This is a genomic window from Lactococcus petauri, assembly GCF_002154895.1.
GTDB lineage: Bacteria > Bacillota > Bacilli > Lactobacillales > Streptococcaceae > Lactococcus > Lactococcus petauri.
The window spans coordinates 183,870-204,748 of record NZ_MUIZ01000004.1 but is presented as its reverse complement, the minus strand read 5'-3'; the positions used below and the strand labels follow the sequence as shown (position 1 = coordinate 204,748).

Genomic DNA, 20,879 nt, shown 5'->3' with positions numbered 1-20,879 from the left:
TTTTTATTTCAAGTGAAAATATTTATTAAGCTTTTGCATATTTTGCAGATTCTTGGCCAGCTTGACGTCCAAAGATAATGATATCAGCGACTGCATTTCCTCCGATACGATTACCACCGTGCAAACCACCTGTAACTTCACCAGCGGCATATAAACCTTTTATTGGTTGACCATCTTCTTTTAAAACTTGTGTTTGTGTATTAATTTTGACACCAGCCATAGTGTGATGAATTCCTGGTGCAACTTTAATAGCATAAACCTTTCCAGAAATATCATTGGTCATCCCTGTTGTACGTCCAAATTCTGAATCCTTTTTATCGGCCACTGCTTTGTTCCATTTAGTCACTGTTGCTTTAAGTTCTTCTGGTTTTATATCAAGTTTTTTCGCAAGTTCCTCAACATTATCTGCCTCAACAACCATATTTTTAGAAATATATTGATCTACAGCTTTAACTTTATCCTTTGTTCCTTCACCAAAAATGGCATAGGCATATTTGCCATCTTGTTTGAGCTCCGCTGCGGAAACTTTATCACGTGTATCCATTTCATTAAAGAAACGATTACCTTCTTTGTTTACGAGAATAGCTCCCTCACCACGAATTGACTCAGATACAAGATATCCTGTTTTTTGGAAAACAGTAGGGTGAATTTGAATTTTATCCATATCAACCAAAGCACCTCCAAGAGCGGAAATCATTTCAATCCCATCCCCAGTAGAACCAGCTGCATTAGTTGTGACATAGTCTTTCAAGTCAGGACGATATTTAGCAATCATTTTCTGATTGGCCCCAAATCCACCTGTTGTTACAACGACAGCTTTTGAGTCAACTTGTTTTGTTTCACCTTCGATTTTAACTTCGACACCTGAGACTTTTCCGTCTTTTTCATTTATTTTTGTCACATCACTATTAACAAAAACTGGAATATCACGTTTAGATATATTTTCTTCTAATCCTTTAACAAGATAAGCTCCGACAGCTGAACCATCATGTGGACGGTGTGTTCTAGAAACACTCATCCCACCTGTAGTCGTTAAATTATCAAGGACTATATCATTCTGTGCTAACCAATCTACTGCTGCTGCAGAATGATCGACAAAGTAACGAAGGAGTTCTTTATCATTTGTTCCTCCACCACCTTTAAGTGTTTCTTCATAAAATTTATCATTTGAGTCTGTAACACCTTGTGCTTTTTCGACAGATGTTTCCGAAGCGTTCAATCCAGCAGATGCTTTGGAAGTGTTTCCGCCAGCCATCGGCATTTTCTCAAGAATAACAGGATTCATTCCCGCATCCTTCGCCTCGATAGCTGCTGTCATCCCTGCACCACCAGAACCAACGATGATGACATCATAGCTTTTTTTCAAGCTTGACGGTTCTGCATAAGTCATAGTTTTGCTGGCGCCTGTTTTAGCATCAGTCTTTTCTGATGAACTAGAAGACGTACTTTTATTTTGAGCATTTCCCCCACATGCCGTCAATGAAAGGCCAACAATGGCAAGCAATCCTAATTTTGTCCAAATTTTCATAATCTCTCCTTGTGTTTGTATTCACATGAACAAATAGAATTCTACCATGTCCTATCTGGTTTGTCAAGTTTATATTAAAAAGTGTACAAAATATAAGAAATGTCTTTTTAAAATATTTATCAAAAAAAGTTCACATTTTTATGTGAACTTTTGAATATCTACAAATCATCAAAATCTAGATGATTTTTTCTACTTTAGTTATCTCTAACTCACTTGGAGTCACCCTGTCCATTTCAAGAATCCTTATCTGTAAATTATTCAAAACTTTAATACTCCCTACGTCAAATTCTTCTCTATTTTCCAGATAAGCATTAATAATATAACCACTGATAGTATTGCTTGCCGAAGGATTATCGAAATCAGTATCAAACTTATCTTCAATTTCAGATAAAGGAGTTTTCCCTTTGACATGATAAATTCCTGGTTCAACTTCGACAATATTTTCTTCTTCATGATCTTGCTCGTCTTGAATATCACCCACAAGTTCTTCCAGAATATCTTCAATCGTTACTAAACCGCTGGTTCCACCATATTCATCAGACAAAATTGCGAAATGTTTGTGTTCACTTTGCATTTGTGAAAGCAAGATTTTGACTGGGATAGTATCGATAAAGACAATGGGTTCCTGAGCAATCGTACGCACTTTTTGCATTGGCGACACAAGATACTCCTTAATAAGAGCTTGGAGAGTCACATATCCTAAGATATTGTCCTTAGATTTGCCAATGACTGGGAAACGCGTGTGTCCTTTTTCAATTGCAAACTCTAGCGCTTCTTTAATTGTTTTATCTGAAGCAATTGTTTCCATATCGAGACGAGGGACCATAATTTCTTTGGCTAATAAATCATCAAATTCAAAAACTTTGTTGAGATACTCGTATTCTTTTTCGTTAATTTCACCTTTAGCAAAGCTTTGGTTGGCTATCAAAAGGAGTTCTTCTTCCGAATGTGTTTCTTCTCCTTCTGATGCCAGGCTAAGATTAAAGAGTTTCCCAATAGAGCTTGCGGAAACATTCAACAGCCAGACAAAGGGATATGTAAGCTTGTAAAAATAGTGCAAAGGTCTTACGACTGCTAAAACAACAGCTTCTGTCTTCGAAATACTGAGTGATTTCGGAATCAATTCACCAATTACGACGTGAACAAAAGTAATCAGCAAGAAAGCTAAAACAATTGAAAAGCTTTCTGCAATCGTATTAGGCAGTGGAAAATAATGAATCACAGGCGCAAGTAAGGCGTGAATTGTGCTTTCTCCAACCCAACCAATAGCCAAAGAAGTCAATGTAATCCCTAGCTGACAGGCGCTCAAGTATGAATCCAAATGCTCCACAACAACAATAGCTAATTTTGCTTGTTTGTTGCCCTCAGCTGCCAGTGTTTCTAAACGACTTTTACGTATTTTCACCAAAGAAAACTCAGATGCAACAAAGAAAGCTGTAAAAGCAATCATTAATACTATTATTATAAGATTTACCGTCAATAGATTATCCCCTTTATTTTTTAATCATTCTTAAAAATTCTCTCTTTTCTATTATAGCAAAAACTTTACCGGTCCTCATTACGACACTCCTTGTTTAATAAAAAAGCACTAGAATTCTAGATGCTTTTTTATTATACGCTCGTATTATCTCTGACTCTCAGACTTAACTTGACTACTTTTCACCTTTTGTAGCCAATCAAGTCGAAAGTTTTCTCTTTGGATGGCAAAATCTAAAACTAAAAAATGTCCATCTTTTTCTTTAGGATCATCTCCTCCAAAGATAAGTGCTTGACGTTGCAGAAGATAATTCAGTTTTTTCTTATGTACTTCTATTTCTTCATTAATTAAGTCAATAATTCGGACATCGTCGTCATTCTTCAAAAAGTACAACCTTAACATAAATTCGTCCTTTTGAACAGCATAGAGTTCAGCAGGCGCTTGAATCCATTGGTCAAACATTTCACGCCCCTTATCTGTGATGTAGTACTTTTTTTTCTTTAATTTGGCACCAACAATTTCGACATCAAAATCGACTGCTTCAGCCTCAAAAAGTTTTCTTAAGGTCGGATAAATTTGTCCCGTATTTGCTTGCCAAAATTCGCCCACTTCGCTTTCGAAATTTTTCTTTAAATCATATCCTGTTAATGGTTCATGCTTCAACAAACCCAAAATAATATAAGACAATTTATCTTCACTGGCCATTTTATTTCTCCCTTATTCCATAATAACCCAATTTTTGAAAATTGTAAATGTAAACTCTATTATAACGGAATAATATTGAAATAAACACTCTCAGGCTATAAATGAAAAAAGATGAATGAACTCATCTTTCTATTTCTTATTTGTTTACTTTTTGGTAGTTTTCATCAAAATACTTACCTTCACGAATATCATTTGGCAAACCTTCATATGGTGCTTGGGCAATGACATCTTCGTTGTCTGTTCCAGCATTAGCAATATACGTGATTGTAGCAAATTCTGGGACTAGGTATTTTGGATAAGTTTCGTATTTTTCACGTGATTCATGCATCACATCGATAAAGTCATTTTGGAAACATACCGTAATTTCTGGATGTTCGTGTACCCATTTTGGGAAGAAAATCATACCGTGCATTTTTTCTTCATTTGGCATGAAGTCTAAAGCAACATCTGTTCCTGTTGGTTCGGTCCAAGCAACTTTATAAATACCTTCTGTAAGCATCACGATGTCAACTTCTTGTTCTTTTACCCAACGACCAGCAACCATTCCGCCATGAATACGGTAATCGATTGTGTTCTCATTTTTAATATAAATTTCGTATTCCCAACCATTGTCATAGGTATAAATCATATGTGAGCCGATAAAGTCTTTTAATGTAGAGTATTTTTTCATTTTTAGTCCTTCTTTCTATATATGTAAATTAAACATGTTTTATTTACATATATAGATTACTCCTTTATTTAAAAATTGTCAAATAAAAAAATGCTGATCTTTAAATCAGCATTTTTTTATTTATAATTTTCTTTTTTTAGCAAAGTCTTCAATCATAACTTTCCGTACTTCTCGAGGCAAAAATTTTCGGATATCTTCTTCGTGGTAGCCGACTTGCAAATGGCTATTGTCTATGATTAATGGCTGACGAAGTAGCAGGGGATTATCAACGATTGCTTGAATCAGTTCTTGAATCGTTAAAGAATAAAAATCATCTTTTAAATTTTGGATGGCTTTTCCTCTACGTGTAATAATATCATCAGACCCTTCTTCCGTTAAAGAAAAAATTGCAAGAACTTCTTCTTTTGTAAGTGTATCTTTGGTGAGATTGATTTCTTGGAACTCTAAGTGATGATCCATAAGCCATTTTCTTACCTTTTGTGATGATGAGTTGGCCGCCGCCGTATATAGCTTAATCATAGTTTATCCCTCTTATTCCCATTTTCAGAACCTTTTAGCAATTTTTCAAAGTCGTATCTTTAATATACTATTCTTTTCTTATTTGTGAGTTAACTGTTCCTTAAACCAAATTTAAAATTGTCTAGTTTTTTGCCACAAATCCAAGATATTAAATAAAAAAGCACAGATTTATGACCTGCGCTCTTTTATTTAATATCTTATTGATCCACCAAAAGGCGAACTTTTTTACCCTCAACGGGCACAAAGTAAACGACTGTGCGAATTGCTTGAATGATACGTCCTTGACGGCCAATGATACGACCAATATCAGCTTCCGCTACTTCCAAATGGTACTCCATAAATTCTTCACCTTCGATAATTTCCAATGAAACAGCATCGGGTTCTGTGACCAAAGGTTTTACAATTGTCATTACAAGTTCTTTCACATCTTTTTGCATTTCTTACCTCTACTCTGACTAAAATCGTCCAAATTATTGTGAAATTGACAAAAAGCGGCTTAAGCCGCTTTTAATATTATTTGCTGAATTTTTGTTCGTGGAATTTTTTCATAACGCCAGCTTTTGAAAGGATGTTACGAACTGTATCAGATGGTTGTGCACCATTGTTAAGCCATTCCATAACGCGTTCTTCTTTCAAAGTTACTTGGTTTTCAGCTACAAGTGGGTTGTAAGTTCCAACTGTTTCGATGAAACGACCATCACGTGGTGAACGTGAATCAGCAACGTTGATACGGTAGTAAGGTTTTTTCTTTGAACCCATGCGAGTTAAACGAATTTTTACAGACATGTTATATTTCCTATTTCTATTTTTTATTACTTAACTATTATAGCATAAAATTTTTCTCTGTCAAGAAAAAAACTTGACACCATTTTTATTACCATTCTTTCTGCTTTAGCAGATTAGAATGGCAATACGTAGGGAGCAAAGCGAGTTGTGAGCCTTGATTATTTGTTGTTCTGACGAATCTCTAGCAAAAGTTTTTCAGCTATCGCTTGATTCATTACTTTTTCTCGGCGAAGTTTTTCACTCAAAATAGTGATTTCTTCGTCTTTCGCGCCAACTGTCATTGCTAAGGCCCGAACTTGTAAACTCATATGTCCTTGCTGTATTCCCTCAGAAACTAGAGCACGCAAAGCAGCCAAATTTTGTGCCAAACCAACTGCAGCCATGACCTGTGCTAATTCTTTGGCTTCTGTAATTTCTAAGAGTTCTAAAGCAGCTTGAGCTTTTGGCAAAACTTTCACTGCCCCGCCAACCGTCGCCACCGGTAATGGTAGCTCAAGACTTCCCAAAAGTAAGCCATCCTTGACATCCCATTTCGCTAGACCTTGGTAGCTTCCTTCCTTGCTTGCATAAGCATGAATACCAGAAGCCACAGCACGCGTGTCATTTCCTGTGGCAAGGACAACAGCGTTGATGCCATTCATAATGCCTTTATTATGTGTGGCAGCACGATAAGGATCAATTTTAGAAAAACGTGAAGCCGCCTGAATTTTTTCCGCAACTTCTTGCCCATTATTACCTTTACTCAGTCGTTCAACGGGAATTTCACAACTGACTTTAACCAAAGATTCCGTAGCATAATTGCTCAAGATACTGAATAATATTTTTTGCTCTGGAAACCATGTGCGAAAAAGATTAGCAACGCCTTCCAAAATGGCATTAACAATATTCGCTCCCATTGCGTCCTTCACGTCCACTTTAAAATCAACGGATACAAAGCCTTCTGCTTCGAAAGCTCTACTGCTCACCTGTCGTAAACCACCACCACGTTTAAGAATAGAAGGATAAGCTTCTTTGGCAGCACGAAAAATACCTGCTTGATTTTCTTCGATAGTCTGCATTAAGTGGTCTGCCTGATCAACATCATAAAAAACAATCTGCCCTCGCATTAATCGTTCCGAAAGCACCGTTTGAAAATTTCCAGCTATTTTTGCGCCATTACTTGCAGCTGCAATCACGGAAGGTTCTTCGGTTACCATTGGAACGAGGAATTTTTTGCCATTAATGACAAAGTTTTGCGCCAAGCCCATGGGTAGCTCGAATTCACTGATTTGGTTTTCGATGAGATTATCTGCTAAAGCCGCATCAAGTACTGTTTCTTCTAGAATTTGTCGTGTTTCTGACTTTAAGTCAAGAAAATCCAGACGCTCTGCTGGACTCATTTGGTAAAATTTTTTCTTCATATTCATTGCTTACACTAAATTAGGGTTTTCCAAGAGGACAGCCAAACCGAGACCGCCACCAATACAAAGGCTAGCAATACCATAGCGCTTATTTTCGCGTTGAAGTGCATAAGCTAAAGTAGTCAAGACACGTGCTCCTGATGAACCAATAGCATGCCCTAAAGCAATAGCTCCACCATAAATATTCACTTTTTCTTCTGGAATATTGAGTTCTTGATTTACAGCAACACTGGAAGCCGCAAAAGCTTCATTGATTTCGAATAAGTCGATATCTTCAATATCCAAATCTGTACGATCAAGCAATTGGCGAATGGCTTTAATCGGGGAAACACCCATAATTTCAGGATCAATTCCAACTTCTTCACTAGCTAATAATTTTGCCAAGACTGGAAGCTCTTTAGCTTCGGCATAGTCATCGCTTGCTAAAATCAAAGCAGATGCACCATCATTTACTGGCGATGAGTTACCTGCCGTTACACTTCCGTTTTCACTGAAAGCAGTACGTAGTGAAGAAAGCTTTTCTAATGACGAGTTTGCACGAATTGTCTCATCTTCTGCTAAATCTGAAAATGGTACAATTTCTTTTTCAAATGCACCCGCTGTACGTGCAGCTAGAGCTTTTTCTTGCGAACGTTGAGCAAAGCGATCTTGTTCTTCACGACTAATTTCAAATTGCTCGGCGATTGTTTCACCGATCAAACCCATAGATTCGCCATTAAAGGCATCTACCAAGCCCTCAGACATCATTGTAAGAATTTCTTCGCCAGATTTACGGTGACGAATGATTGGGGATTGAGACATGGATTCTGTTCCCCCAGCAATCACGACATCCGCTTCCTCAAGTTGTAAAAGTTGTTTAGCGAGAATCACTGCCTTCATACCTGAACCACAGACTTCATTTATCGTTGAAGCTGGAACATGGTGAGATAGACCACTATTGATTGAGATCTGACGTGCAATATTTTGCCCTGTACCAGCCTGTAGTACATTGCCAAAAATCACTTGTTTGACGTCATCTTTAATATCTTCATGGCGCTCAAGTAGATTTTTAACTACATGAACACCCAGTTCTGCAGCTGTCTTATCTGACAGAGCACCATCATATTTTCCGACAGGCGTACGAAGCGCATCGATAATTACTATTTCTTTCATAAGCCAAGTATAGCACATTTCTCCCCCAAATAGTCAAAAGTTTTTTCCAATTTTTAATCTTTTATGTTAAAATTGGAGCTTAAACATACAAATTAATAAAGCATATAAACTGGAGGATATATATGAATATTGGTATTGACAAACTTGCCTTTTTTGTTCCTGAAACTTATGTAGATATGACTGATTTAGCGCTGGCGCGTAACATTGATCCTGCTAAATTTCATATCGGTATTGGACAAGACCAAATGGCCGTCAATCCGATCAGCCAAGATCTCATCACCTTTGCGACCAACGCAGCTGCTGAAATTCTGACTGAAGAAGATAAGCAAGCAATTGACATGGTCATTGTTGGGACCGAGTCTTCTGTTGATGAGTCAAAAGCCTCTGCTGTTGTTGTTCATGGTTTACTTGATATTCAACCTTTTGCGCGTTCTATTGAACTTAAAGAAGCCTGTTATGCAACAACTGCGGGCTTGCAAATGGCTAAAGACCATGTTTATCGTCACCCAGAGCGTAAAGTTCTCGTTATCGCGACTGATATTGCCAAATATGGCTTGAACACAGGTGGCGAACCCACACAAGGCGCTGGTGCTGTAGCCATGTTAATTGCAGCTAACCCTAATATCTTAGCACTCAATGATGACTCTGTCAGCTTGACACAAGATATTTATGACTTCTGGCGTCCTTTTGGTGATACTTATCCAACTGTTGATGGTCAGTTTTCAAATGCTACTTATATCGAGGCTTTTGCTAAAGTTTGGCAAGAGTATGCACGTCGTACAGGCCTTAGTTTCTCTGATTTTGCTGCCTTAGCTTTCCATACTCCTTATACTAAGATGGGGAAAAAAGCACTTCTTCCTCAACTTGAAAATGAAAGTTCTGAAGTTCAAGAACATCTTCTGGCGCAGTATGAGAAAGGAATTGTCTATAATCGTCGTGTAGGAAATCTTTATACAGGTTCGCTTTATCTCAGTTTGATTTCCTTGCTAGAAAATGCTGAAAATTTAAAAGCAGATGATAAGATTGGGCTCTTCAGCTACGGTTCTGGAACAGTTGCCGAATTTTTCTCTGGTCAATTAGTTGATGGCTTTGAGAAACATCTCCGTAAATCAGAGCACCAAGCTCTTTTAGACAATCGTAAAAAACTTTCTATTCCAGAATATGAAGAAATGTTCTCAGAAAGTCTGGATGCACATGTTGATCAAAAATTCTCTGATCCTATGCCCTATAGCCTTGCTGAATTAAAAAATTCAACACGACTTTATCGTAAATAAAAAACATTGGTTACGGCCAATGTTTTTTTGTTTATTTAAAAAATTGTCGGAACAAGCCCGCCATCCATACGAAGAGCTTCACCAGAAAAAGCACCTGCAAGAGGACTAGCGACATAAGCGACAAAATTACCAATTTCTTCAGGATGAATCAAACGTTGAATCGTTGATGTTGGACGATTGTTCAACATGAAGGCGCGACTTCTCTCTTCAACAGACTCTATATCTGGATAAAGTGAAGCCAATAAATTCTCAACACCTTCAGTTAATGTTGATCCTGGCATTACTGTATTTATTGTTACCGTAGTACCTAATGTTTCACGGCTTAAGGATTTCGCTAAAGACAGATTCATCGTTTTGGTCATAGAATAATGCGGCATTTCTGGACTTGGCATAATTGCTGCTTCTGATGCTATAAAAATGACACGCCCATTAGCATTTTTTGTCTTCATTTTAGGAAGATAAAAATGAGATAAAGCAATCCCTGATATTGAATTAACCTCAAAGTAACGGCGCCATTCATCTAATTCGATGTCTTCAAACTTTGCATCGTTAAATATTGCCATATTATTGACTAAAATATCAACTTCTGGAAAAGCTTGAAAAAGAGCTTGTCGTTCATTTTCTATTGATAAATCATAGACTGCTGGATAAAAAGTTTGGTTTGGATATTTTTTGTTAAGTTCTTCAATTACTTTATCCACAACATCCGAAGTTCTGCCATTAATAATAACATCGGTACCTTCGGCCGCAAGACTTTCAGCAATCGCACGTCCAATACCTTTGGTTGATCCGGTAACTAAAGCAAGTTTATTTGTTAATTTTAAATCCATTTATTTGGTCCTTTCGTCATTAGCTTCACTTCTGTACTCTAATCATTATATAGCAGATTATCCTACTTGTATAGTACCTACTTTTGAGTAACTTAGGAACCTAAAAGTAAGTTTTGCCCTGTGTTTAGTTGTTAAAGATCACTGTCTCAAAGTTAAATGACTCAGGTAAATGACGGGCTATCGAATATTCAAAAATACGTCCATCATCAAGGTTAGCAACTTGCTCGACTTGCATCAGAAAATCCGTATCTGTAAGATGCATAGTCTGTTTTTCTAATGCGTTGGGACGTACACCTTTAACATTAAGAAATGAACTCTGAATAACAAGACCAAGTTCTTCCAAGATATATTTATAAATGGAACCCGTTAGATGGGAATATTTCAATTGTGGAATAATGGAAATGGGCATATAAGTGTACTCAATAATCGTTGGCACCTTTTTGACATATCTTACCCGTTCAATACGATATATGAACTCCTCTACATCTATGGATAATTTATGAGCAATATCCGCATTTGGATGCTCGACTTCAAAAGTTAAAACTTTAGATTCCATTTGTCCTGAATGACGCTTGGAAGAACCCTCTACAGCATAGAGATGCGCTTTTTTGCCTTTGGTCCAATCTTTTACTATCGTTCCATAACCTCTTCGGCGGATCAAAAAACCCTCTGACACAAGAATATCCAATGCTTTTTTCACGGTCATTAAACTCGCATCATACTCTTGTACTAAGGCGTTACCATCTGCAATCCTGGAGTTGATAGGATAGTGACCAGACAAAATTTTTTCCTTAACATCTTCATAAATTACTAAATATTTTGGCTGTTTCTTTTTCATATACCGACCTCATAAACTGACATTCTCATTATTATTACACAATATCGTAGGAAAATAAAGTAAAAATCATAAGTGATAGTAACTTATGATTTTTACTTTATTAGCGATTGGCTGAGCGCGCCATTCTCACATAAGTGTGACGTTTTCCTCGAATACTCATTGAAGCATGAAAAATATTTTCCGGAGCTGGCATTCCAGCTACGCCTGCATCTCCCAGCTCAAAGACATCTGCACCTGCACGTTTGGCCGCCAAAGCTAAACTTTGAATCGTACTTTTATCTGCACCTTCTTGCGAAGTTCCAACCACACAGTCCACCAATGTACCTGTTTTTCTAGTCGCAAAGGCTAATCGTGCGATTTGTTCTTCTGTGGTACCTGGTACAGCCCCCGGAGCGGGTAAGTCAAGCATATCAATTCCGGCATCAATATAGGCTTTTAAGTTTTCCCAAACCAAATCTGAGCCATGTGAGACAACGGGATTCAGCATTAAAAAGCCATTATAGAAACGACGTACCAGCTTAATATCCGCTACGATACGCTCTGGGCTTGCTTCAGGCGTAACATATGCTGTTAACGATAAGAAATTTATTCCTTTGCGAAGAACTTCCTTTATCGATGCGTCTGTCACTCTCTTATATTCAGGTCCGGTATCTTTGATAATTAAATTGACACCAACAGCGGTTCCTGTTAACTTCCGTAACTCTGAGAGGTCATTAACCTCCCCTAATCCAGGAATGACCATCTTTTGTACATCAATATCTTTCAAAAGTAATAAATCTGCACCAAAAGCTGCCGCCATTTCACCATTTGTAACCTCTGGATAGAGTGGTGCATTTTCTGCAGCTAGATCCACGAGTATTGTGCGTCCTTCTGCTTTTAAAATAGCTTCTTTGAATTCTTTTGATGTACTCTCTCGTGTAAAATCAGAAGCTTCATATCCTAAAATTCTTTTCATAGTGCTATATCTCCTAGTCCAACATGCTTAAACGGTAAACCGAAGGTGAAACTTGGTTAAAGCCATTTTCCAAAATCTCAATATTGGTGATAACTTCTTCATCTTTCACTAATTTTTCAACACCATTAATAATAGTTTCATAGGCAGCATCGTAATAGCGACCATAATCGCCAACAGGTGTTTTTATTTGCTTTTCAATCCAGTCGCCATTTGCATTTTGGTATTTAACAAGACCATAATTCATAGGACTATCTTCCCCAAATTCTGATACTTCAGGCATAATTCCAGCTTTCAAATCATTTTCTTGTTGATCCTCACCGTACTTAATAAAGGATCCTTTTGTTCCATGAACAATAAATCTTGGATAATCTTGTGCCACCAGATGATTTGTTTTTACTTTAACTTTTAATTGGTTTCCATAGTGCAAATCAACGTCAAAATAATTATCTACTGCTTCTGCAACTTCATTGTTTCTAATATCATAAGTTACTGCTTCAGGACGCCCAAAAAGTGCCACGAGTCTATCAATAGAGTGAATACCTAAACCATAAAACGCACCTGCTTCTTTTGGACCTTCTTCTGTTATTGATCCTGGACGATAATAATCAATGTGCGCTTCCACTTCAAGAATGTCTCCAAGTAAGCCACGCTCAATAACCTGCTTTACTGCCAAATAATCCCCATCAAAACGTCTGTTTTGGTAAGGGGCCACCATAACACCTTTTTCTTTCCCTAAGGCGAGCAACTCTTTGGCATGTTCCAATGTGTCAACAAAAGGTTTCTCTACGATTACTGATTTTCCAGCCTCAATTACTTTCTTAGCCAGCTCATAATGCGTGTGGGCTGGTGTACAAATTGTGATAAGTTGTATGTCATCATCCTTCAGCATTTCTTCTAAATCAGTTGTGAAATGTACGCCCTTTTCCAAATATGGTGCTGCAAGTTCTTCATTAATGTGTAAATCAAAAATTGTTTTAACCTTGATGTTTTCACGCAGAATAACATAAGGAAGGTGATAGCGATTTGCTGATTTCCCAAAACCGATAAATCCCATTGTAAGCATAAGATTCTCCTTAAATATATATGTTACTTTATAAAAGACTATACTTTTATATAAATTGAATTATACTTTTAAAAAATAGAATTGTCAAGAATATAAATTCCCAACTAAAATTAAGTAAAAAAAAAGCATTTACAAAAATGCTTTTTTATTTTAAACTGTTACTTCTTCCTTCATTGCTTTTTTAGCTGTTGCCATCATCAAACGAATCCGATTGAGCTGGTTGACCGCAGAAACACCTGGATCATAATCAATTGGGCTAATATTTGCACCCGGATATTGCCGACGTAACTCTTTCAGCATTCCTTTACCGACAATATGGTTGGGAAGGCAACCAAATGGTTGGAGACAGACGATGTTTTGAACGCCTTTTTGCAACAGCTCAATCATTTCTCCTGTCAAGAACCAGCCTTCACCTGTGTGATTACCTACTGAAACGATTCCTTCTGTATTGGCCGCTATTTCATAAATAGACTCAATACCGTCAAAACGGTCAGAAGCACGTAAAGCTTTATCCATCGGTTTTTCCAACATATTAATAATAGAGAGTAGTGTTTTTGCCATCAATTTATTTTTCTTAGCAAAACCAATCTCATCTGTTTTCCAAATTTGGTTGTATAGAGAATAGTTCATAAAGCCAATCAAATCGAGAACTACTGCTTCAGCGCCTTCTTCTTCGATAATTTTCACAATATCATTATTGGCAGTTTTGCTGTATTTAACCAGAATTTCACCGACAACACCCACACGAGGTTTTTGAATATCAAGGAGTTCGATATTATCAAAGTCCTTGATTATCTGTTTCATGTTCTTGTTGAATTCAAAAATAGAAGCAGATTTAACATTATGTTGTGCTTTTTCTAACCATTTCGCATGAAGTGCATTGACGGAACCTTTTTCAGCTTCATAAGGCCGCGTCCTATAAACCACGCGCTCAAACAAATCTCCATAAAGCACAGCAATCATAAAACGAGTCAAAAGTGGCACAGTAAACTTAAAGCCTTTTTCTGTCCCTTGGTTGCCCATGGATAAGCTTACCACTGGAACTTGGGGGAAACCTGCATCGACAAGTGCCTTACGAAGTAAAGGAATATAGTTTGTTGCGCGACATCCACCACCTGTTTGGGTCATCATGACGGATGTATTGTTTACATCGTATTCACCAGATTGGAGAGCTTCGATGAGTTGACCAATCGTTATGATTGCAGGGTAGCAAGAATCATTATTCACAAATTTTAGTCCGTTGTTCACCGAGCTTTGGGTTTCTGGCAAAACAACTACATTGTAACCTGAAGCTGCAAAAGCGTTCTCGAGTAAGCCTTCTTGGTGAATTGGCGACAACATTGGCATGAGAAGCGTGTGTTTTTTAGCCATTTCTTTTGTAAAAACCGGATGTGTCTCAACAATTTCTTTGATTTGAATATTTTCTTCAACACCATGTCGATGACGTTCTGAAACTGCTGCTTTAAGAGAACGTAAACGAATACGCACTGCTCCCATATTTGAGCCTTCATCAATCTTAAGGACTGTATAGAGTTTATTATGGTTGCGCATAATTTCTTCGACTTGGTCTGTTGTCACTGCATCCAAACCACAACCAAATGAATTCAATTGTACTAATTCCAAATTTTTATTTTTACACACTACTTGCGCTGCAGCATATAGGCGTGAGTGGTAAACCCATTGATTAACAACGCGCAGCCCAGCAACTTCTTCAAGATGTGCAATGCTGTCCTCTGTAAGGACGTGGAAACCCTCTTGCGTAATAATGTCAGCAATGCCATGATTAATCTCTGGATCCAAATGATAAGGACGACCTGAGAGAACTATAGCTTTTTCCTTGTTAAGGTTAATCTGCATGAGCAACTCTTCTGCCTTATCCCGAATGTCTTGCTTGAAGTTCTCCATCTCTTCAAAACCGTGGAAAACTGCAGCCTTCACTTCAGATAAATCCACTTTGAAACCCTGGCCAAGCAAAGCTTTATGGACATTGACAGCTACACCTTCCTGATCAGCTAGATTAATAAATGGATGAAGGTATTTAACTTTACCTTCTCGAATTTCATCAATATTGTTACGAATCACTTCGGGATAAGACTGAACAATCGGACAGTTATAATTATTTTCTGCTTGAGCCTGTTCTTTTTGTTCATAAAGCACTGAAGGATAAAAGATAGCCGGAACATCCTTTTGAATCAAGGACATAATGTGTCCATGTGATAGCTTGGCAGGATAACAAACTGTATCAGAAGGAATTGTTTCAATTCCTTTTTCAAAAAGTTCTTTATCAGACTTAGGGGATAATATTACTCGGAAACCTAAATCCGTTAACATGGTATGCCAGAGCGGATAATTTTCATACATATTTAGGACACGCGGAATCCCTATTTCTCCACGGGTCTGTTTTTTCTTGGTTAAGCTCCGGTATTTGAAAAGTTTCTTGTATTTATAGTCGACAAGATTAACCTTTTTATCACGTTTGTCAACTTTTACTTGTGTTGCTTTTTCTGCGCCTCGCTCACAGCGGTTTCCTGTAACAAACTTACTGCCGTCATTAAAGACGGTCAACGTCATTTTACACTGATTTTCGCAAAGGCCACAAACCATAAATTCTTTTTGTGTGCTGAAAGCTTCCAAATCGTGCAAGTTCAGAATTCTTGATTTTTGCCCATACTCCTCCTTTTCTAGCGAAATTAAAGCACAGCCATAAGCGCCCATAAGTCCTGCTATAGAGGGACGGACAACTTCACGTTCGGAGATTTTTTCGAAAGCACGAAGTACAGCTTCATTATAGAAAGTCCCACCTTGAACGACAATCTTTGTTCCTAATTCTTCAGGACGTTTAACTTTAATTACTTTATAGAGGGCATTTTTGATGACAGAGTAACTTAAACCAGCAGAGATATCTCCTACAGTCGCACCTTCTTTTTGGACTTGTTTCACTTTCGAATTCATAAAGACTGTGCAACGTGAGCCCAGATTGACAGGATGTTTTGCTAATAGTGCAATTTCAGCAAAGTCACGCACATCGTATTTCAAAGAATGAGCGAAAGTTTCAATGAAAGAACCACAACCAGAAGAACAAGCTTCGTTTAAAGATATTGAACTTAAAGCACCATCGGTGATCCGCATAGCTTTCATGTCTTGGCCACCAATATCTAAAATAAAGTCTACACCGGGATTAAAATAGTCCGCTGCCTTATAGTGCGCCATCGTTTCAACTTCCCCGTAATCGACTCGGAGTGCAGCTTTAATCAGGTGTTCACCATAGCCGGTCACAGTAGATTTGGCAATATAAACATCTTTTGGCAGTAAACGATAGACTTCTTTTAAGACGTCAATGACTGACTCTAAAGGTTCACCATTATTTGAACCATAATGATCAAAAAGAATATGCCCCTCACCATCAATGAGCACAATTTTTGTTGTGGTTGATCCAGCATCAATCCCTAAAAAAGTTGCTCCTTGATGTTCAGAGAGCTTATTATAGCTTGCTTTTGCCTTAGCATGTCGTGCTCGAAAATCTGCTAACTCTTGTTCATTTTCAAAAAGACGATCCAACGTATCCTGCGGAATCAAGCTGTCGCTATTGTCACTTTCTAGATTATCAATTAAAGTACGAATCGTACTTGTTCTTGTTTCCTCAGCCAGAGCAGCACCCATTGCCACAAAAAGTTGAGGATTTTCCGGAAAAATAACATCCTCTTCTGCAATATCCAAAGTTTCAATAAAACGTTTGCGCAATTCGCTCATAAAATAGAGCGGTCCACCGAGAAAAGCAATTTTTCCCGTAATCTTACGACCGGAAGCTAACCCCGCAATCGTTTGATTCACCACGGCTTGAAAAATTGAAGCGGCTATATCTTCTTTACGCACACCTTCATTAAGAAGCGGCTGAACATCTGTTTTGGCAAACACACCACAACGGCTAGCAATGGGATATATTTTCTCATAGTCTTTCGCTAATGTATTGACACCCGCAGCATCTACTTTGAGTAAAGCCGCCATCTGGTCAATAAAAGCTCCTGTCCCACCAGCACAAGTCCCATTCATACGTAGCTCTTGGGTACCTGCGTCAAAAAAGGTCATCTTGGCATCTTCACCACCAAGTTCAATCATGACATCTGTTTCAGGAATAAATTTCTCGATAGTAATCGAGCTTGCGATAACTTCTTGGATAAAAGGGACATCAATTACATCTGCAAGTCCCATTCCCCCAGAGCCTGTGATTGCTAAGGTAAGTGAACACTCGCCTCTCTCTTCCAACAATTCTTTTAATACTTTTATCGTTGCCGTTTTTACATCTGAAAAATGACGTTCATATCGGCTAAAAAGGAGCTGATATTCCTCATCAAAAACAACGAGTTTTACTGTAGTAGAGCCGACATCAATCCCAGCCTTATAACTTTTCATAGTATTTTTTCCTTCTCTATTTGACAGGCTGTTGCTTATCTTATTCATTGTCTATTTTATCATTTATTCCTCATTTTTCAACCGTCAAGTTACAAGTTAATGTCATTTAAACAACATTTAGAAGTTGCGTGTCGTTTATGTCAAAAATGTTTTACATAGCTTAAATCGGTAGAATTTATCATAAAGGACTATAATAAACAACAGATACTACTATTATGTTGTTTAACCTACAAGTAAAGGGGAAATGTATTAATATGGCTAAAATAAATGATTTACGTGTCTTAAGAACACGAAAAATGATTACACAAGCTTTCTTTTCTTTGTTAAGAAATAAAAAATTTGAAAAAATTTCCATTCAAGAAATTGCAGATGCTGCAATGATAAATCGTGCAACTTTTTATGCACATTATGCCGACAAGCAAGATCTTTATGACAGTTTAATTGATACTTTTATCATGGATTTTATCAAAATTTTAGATGAACAAAATCCTGTGGATGGAACTGACGTTTATGTCAATGATATTGAAGAGATGTTGGCGCGCTTCTACGACTTTGTACGTCAAAATCCAGAAGTAGCACAAATTGTGATAGATAAATCACAGGACCAAACGATTATTAATCGTTTTATCGAGATATTAACCGAACGTTATACCGAACTTTTTGATAAGCTGGAAATTCGAGAACACGATGTATTAGTCCCAAGTGATTTTGTCATCAGCTATATTACTTCTATCTTAGCAGGCACACTTAAATGGTGGGTTTCTTCACCAAGTACCATGAAACCGAGTGATTTTGCACATCTTATCGTTAAATTAATTTCAAATGGTCACTTGACAGTTTTAGGTGTAAATATAAAATCATAATATTCGGCTGTAAGTATTTTTGTTTTATAGTGCAGATATAGTTTTCTCCCTTCTGCTACTTCTGATATAATTAAGATAATGAGAAGTATACAAGGAGCTCTACATGCAAGCAAAATACATTATGTCAATTGACCAAGGGACAACAAGTTCACGTGCGATAATCTTTAACAAGCAAGGACAGCACGTCGGCAGTTCACAAAAAGAGTTACAACAGCACTTTCCTCAAGCTGGATGGGTTGAACATGATGCCAATGAGATTTGGAATTCGGTACAATCTGTTGTCTCCGAAGCACTTATCCAATCAGGCATCAAACCTGCAGAAGTCGGAGCGATTGGTATTACCAATCAACGTGAAACTACCGTTGTATGGGATAAAAAAACAGGCATGCCCATTTATAATGCAATCGTCTGGCAATCTAGACAATCGGCAGCCATAGCTGATACTTTGAAAAAAAACGGCCATTCTGAACTTATCCACCAAAAAACTGGTCTTGTTATTGACTCTTACTTTTCAGCCACTAAAATACGTTGGATTTTGGATCAGGTTGACGGCGCGCAGGAACGCGCTGAACGTGGTGAATTGCTCTTTGGTACTATTGACAGTTGGTTAGTCTGGAAATTAACCGATGGTGAAACGCATGTAACAGACTATTCTAATGCAAGCCGGACTATGCTTTTTAACATCCATAATCTCCAATGGGACCAGGATATCCTCGACCTCTTGAATATTCCGGCAGCTATGCTTCCTCGCCCCGTTTCTAATTCTGAATGCTACGGTATGACCAAGCCCTATCATTTCTTTGGCTCAGAAATAGCTATTGCGGGGATGGCTGGAGATCAACAAGCGGCCTTATTTGGCCAAATGGCTTTTGAACCGGGAATGATTAAAAGTACTTATGGTACTGGTGCCTTCATCGTCATGAACACAGGTCAAGAGGCACAACTATCCAATGATCTTTTAACCACGATTGGTTACAGTATTAATGGTCAAGTTACCTACGCTCTTGAAGGGTCCGTTTTTGTTGCTGGCTCTTCTGTCCAATGGCTCCGTGATAGTCTGAAAATGATTGATAACAGTAAAGAATCTGAAGCAGCAGCTTTGGCTTCTACCAATAATGATGAAGTCTATGTTGTACCTGCTTTTGTGGGTTTAGGTGCTCCGTATTGGGATCAGGATGCTCGTGGGGCTATCTTTGGCATTACACGAGGAACCAGCAATAACGATATTATCAAAGCTACCTTACAAGGCATTGCTTATCAAGTCAAGGACATTATTGATGCGATGCAAGAAGATTCAGGAATTGATATTCCATTACTGAAAGTTGACGGAGGTGCAGCTAATAATAGCTATTTAATGCAGTTCCAAGCGGATATCCTTAATATTCCCGTGCAAAAAGCCAAGGATCTTGAAACGACAGCTCTTGGTGCAGCTTTCTTGGCTGGTTTAGCAGTTGGTTTTTGGAAAGACATGGAGGAAATAAAAAGCTCTTATTCAGAAGGGCAAAGTTTCCAACCTCAAATGGATGAAAAACGACGTCAAACACTTCATCAGGGTTGGAAAAAAGCTGTCGAAGCAACACGTGTTTTTAAATAAAAAAAGATCCAGAACCTGGATCTTTTTTTTATTTATATTATTTGTTCAACAAGGCCGCTGCTGCTTCATCTGCAATAACAACAACATCAGCATGTTTTTGCAAGATAGATGCTGGCATATCTTCAGTGATTTCACCTTCAACCATTCCTTTAATTGCTTCTGCTTTTGATTCGCCATAAGCCATCAATACGATTGATTTAGCTGCCATGATTGAAGCGATACCCATAGAAATCGCTTGACGTGGCACATCTTCTTCGTTTTCAAAGAAACGTGCATTTGCTTTAATTGTACTTTCTTGGAGATCGACAACGTGTGTTGTTTCTTCAAATGAAGTTCCAGGTTCGTTGAAACCAATGTGTCCGTTTTGACCAATTCCAAGAATTTGGAAATCAATCGGGTGTTCAGCAATGATTTGGTCATAAGCTTTTGTTTCTGCTTCCAAATCTGCCGCCTTACCATTTGGCAAGAAGTTTTCTTTGAACGGTTTTTCATTGAAAAGGTGTTTGCTCATAAAGTAACGGTAAGATTGTTCATCTGAACCATCAAGTCCAACATACTCGTCCAAGTTTACTGAAGTCATATCTGAAAAATCAAGATCTGATTTAACGATTTGGTTGTAGAATTCTACTGGAGTTGAACCTGTAGCAAGTCCAAGTGTTTTTGCTCCATTATCCATTGCTTCTTTGAGTAAGTCAAAGCCGATTTTTGCACCTTCAAGTTGGTTTTTTACTGTGATAACTTTCATGAGAGAGTCTCCTTTTTCAAATTGGTATATACACATTATAACGCTTATTCATTTTCTTGTCAATAGGAAA

At 37.8% G+C, this 20,879-nt stretch carries 18 protein-coding genes; 3 read left to right on the top strand and 15 right to left on the bottom strand.

Features of this window, described 5'->3' with window-relative positions; genetic code table 11:
• Positions 1-25 precede the first annotated feature (25 nt).
• The 9 genes from BZZ03_RS07655 to BZZ03_RS07615 all read right to left on the bottom strand — a co-directional run bounded on the left by BZZ03_RS07655 (position 26) and on the right by BZZ03_RS07615 (position 8,237).
• On the bottom strand, positions 26-1,528 hold the full coding sequence (locus tag BZZ03_RS07655) for a flavocytochrome c (protein WP_086582932.1): 1,503 nt from the start codon (positions 1,526-1,528) through the stop codon (positions 26-28).
• A gap of 175 nt (positions 1,529-1,703) precedes the next feature.
• Positions 1,704-3,008 (bottom strand): hemolysin family protein, encoded by a 1,305-nt coding sequence (locus tag BZZ03_RS07650; protein ID WP_061412907.1) that lies wholly within the window; start codon positions 3,006-3,008, stop codon positions 1,704-1,706.
• 144 nt (positions 3,009-3,152) lie between these two features.
• Positions 3,153-3,710, bottom strand: coding sequence for a PadR family transcriptional regulator (locus BZZ03_RS07645; protein WP_086582931.1), 558 nt, complete (start codon positions 3,708-3,710; stop codon positions 3,153-3,155).
• A 136-nt stretch (positions 3,711-3,846) separates the two neighbouring features.
• On the bottom strand, positions 3,847-4,380 hold the full coding sequence (locus BZZ03_RS07640; protein WP_086582930.1) for a phenolic acid decarboxylase: 534 nt from the start codon (positions 4,378-4,380) through the stop codon (positions 3,847-3,849).
• Positions 4,381-4,500: 120 nt separating this feature from the next.
• On the bottom strand, positions 4,501-4,899 hold the full coding sequence (locus tag BZZ03_RS07635) for a Spx/MgsR family RNA polymerase-binding regulatory protein (RefSeq protein WP_019292392.1): 399 nt from the start codon (positions 4,897-4,899) through the stop codon (positions 4,501-4,503).
• A 197-nt stretch (positions 4,900-5,096) separates the two neighbouring features.
• The gene (locus BZZ03_RS07630) at positions 5,097-5,336 is read right to left on the bottom strand and encodes a KH domain-containing protein (RefSeq protein WP_004256341.1); all 240 of its coding nucleotides are present in this window, start codon (positions 5,334-5,336) and stop codon (positions 5,097-5,099) included.
• A 76-nt stretch (positions 5,337-5,412) separates the two neighbouring features.
• The gene (gene rpsP / locus BZZ03_RS07625) at positions 5,413-5,685 is read right to left on the bottom strand and encodes a 30S ribosomal protein S16 (RefSeq protein WP_004256337.1); all 273 of its coding nucleotides are present in this window, start codon (positions 5,683-5,685) and stop codon (positions 5,413-5,415) included.
• A gap of 158 nt (positions 5,686-5,843) precedes the next feature.
• Complete coding sequence (locus tag BZZ03_RS07620; protein WP_191673049.1) at positions 5,844-7,085, bottom strand: hydroxymethylglutaryl-CoA reductase, degradative; 1,242 nt, start codon at positions 7,083-7,085, stop codon at positions 5,844-5,846.
• 9 nt (positions 7,086-7,094) lie between these two features.
• A complete protein-coding gene (locus tag BZZ03_RS07615; RefSeq protein WP_086582945.1) occupies positions 7,095-8,237 on the bottom strand; it encodes a thiolase family protein in 1,143 nt (380 codons plus the stop codon).
• 122 nt (positions 8,238-8,359) lie between these two features.
• Here BZZ03_RS07615 and BZZ03_RS07610 point away from each other — a divergent pair, with 122 nt between their 5' ends.
• Positions 8,360-9,511, top strand: coding sequence for a hydroxymethylglutaryl-CoA synthase (locus tag BZZ03_RS07610; RefSeq protein WP_019292395.1), 1,152 nt, complete (start codon positions 8,360-8,362; stop codon positions 9,509-9,511).
• A 35-nt stretch (positions 9,512-9,546) separates the two neighbouring features.
• Here BZZ03_RS07610 and BZZ03_RS07605 read toward each other — a convergent pair whose 3' ends face one another.
• The 5 genes from BZZ03_RS07605 to BZZ03_RS07585 form a co-directional block, all read right to left on the bottom strand.
• A complete protein-coding gene (locus BZZ03_RS07605; RefSeq protein WP_086582928.1) occupies positions 9,547-10,341 on the bottom strand; it encodes an SDR family NAD(P)-dependent oxidoreductase in 795 nt (264 codons plus the stop codon).
• Between the two features lie 124 nt (positions 10,342-10,465).
• Entirely contained in the window at positions 10,466-11,179 is a 714-nt protein-coding gene (locus tag BZZ03_RS07600) for a GntR family transcriptional regulator (RefSeq protein ID WP_019292397.1), read from the bottom strand.
• Positions 11,180-11,279: 100 nt separating this feature from the next.
• Positions 11,280-12,134: a DUF7916 family protein gene (locus BZZ03_RS07595; RefSeq protein WP_086582927.1), complete on the bottom strand. Its 855-nt coding sequence runs from the start codon at positions 12,132-12,134 to the stop codon at positions 11,280-11,282.
• A gap of 13 nt (positions 12,135-12,147) precedes the next feature.
• Positions 12,148-13,197 carry an oxidoreductase gene (locus tag BZZ03_RS07590; RefSeq protein WP_086582926.1) on the bottom strand — a complete coding sequence of 350 codons (1,050 nt, stop codon included), beginning with the start codon at positions 13,195-13,197 and terminating at the stop codon, positions 12,148-12,150.
• Between the two features lie 150 nt (positions 13,198-13,347).
• Positions 13,348-17,607: a 2-hydroxyacyl-CoA dehydratase gene (locus BZZ03_RS07585; RefSeq protein WP_086582925.1), complete on the bottom strand. Its 4,260-nt coding sequence runs from the start codon at positions 17,605-17,607 to the stop codon at positions 13,348-13,350.
• 254 nt (positions 17,608-17,861) lie between these two features.
• On the opposite strand from BZZ03_RS07585, the gene BZZ03_RS07580 reads away from it, so the two are divergent.
• Together BZZ03_RS07580 and glpK are read left to right on the top strand one after the other, a co-directional pair.
• Positions 17,862-18,470 carry a TetR/AcrR family transcriptional regulator gene (locus BZZ03_RS07580; protein WP_019292736.1) on the top strand — a complete coding sequence of 203 codons (609 nt, stop codon included), beginning with the start codon at positions 17,862-17,864 and terminating at the stop codon, positions 18,468-18,470.
• Positions 18,471-18,573: 103 nt separating this feature from the next.
• Entirely contained in the window at positions 18,574-20,064 is a 1,491-nt protein-coding gene (gene glpK, locus BZZ03_RS07575) for a glycerol kinase GlpK (RefSeq protein WP_086582924.1), read from the top strand.
• A gap of 37 nt (positions 20,065-20,101) precedes the next feature.
• Here glpK and nagB read toward each other — a convergent pair whose 3' ends face one another.
• Positions 20,102-20,809 (bottom strand): glucosamine-6-phosphate deaminase, encoded by a 708-nt coding sequence (gene nagB, locus BZZ03_RS07570; protein WP_086582923.1) that lies wholly within the window; start codon positions 20,807-20,809, stop codon positions 20,102-20,104.
• Positions 20,810-20,879: the final 70 nt, after the last annotated feature.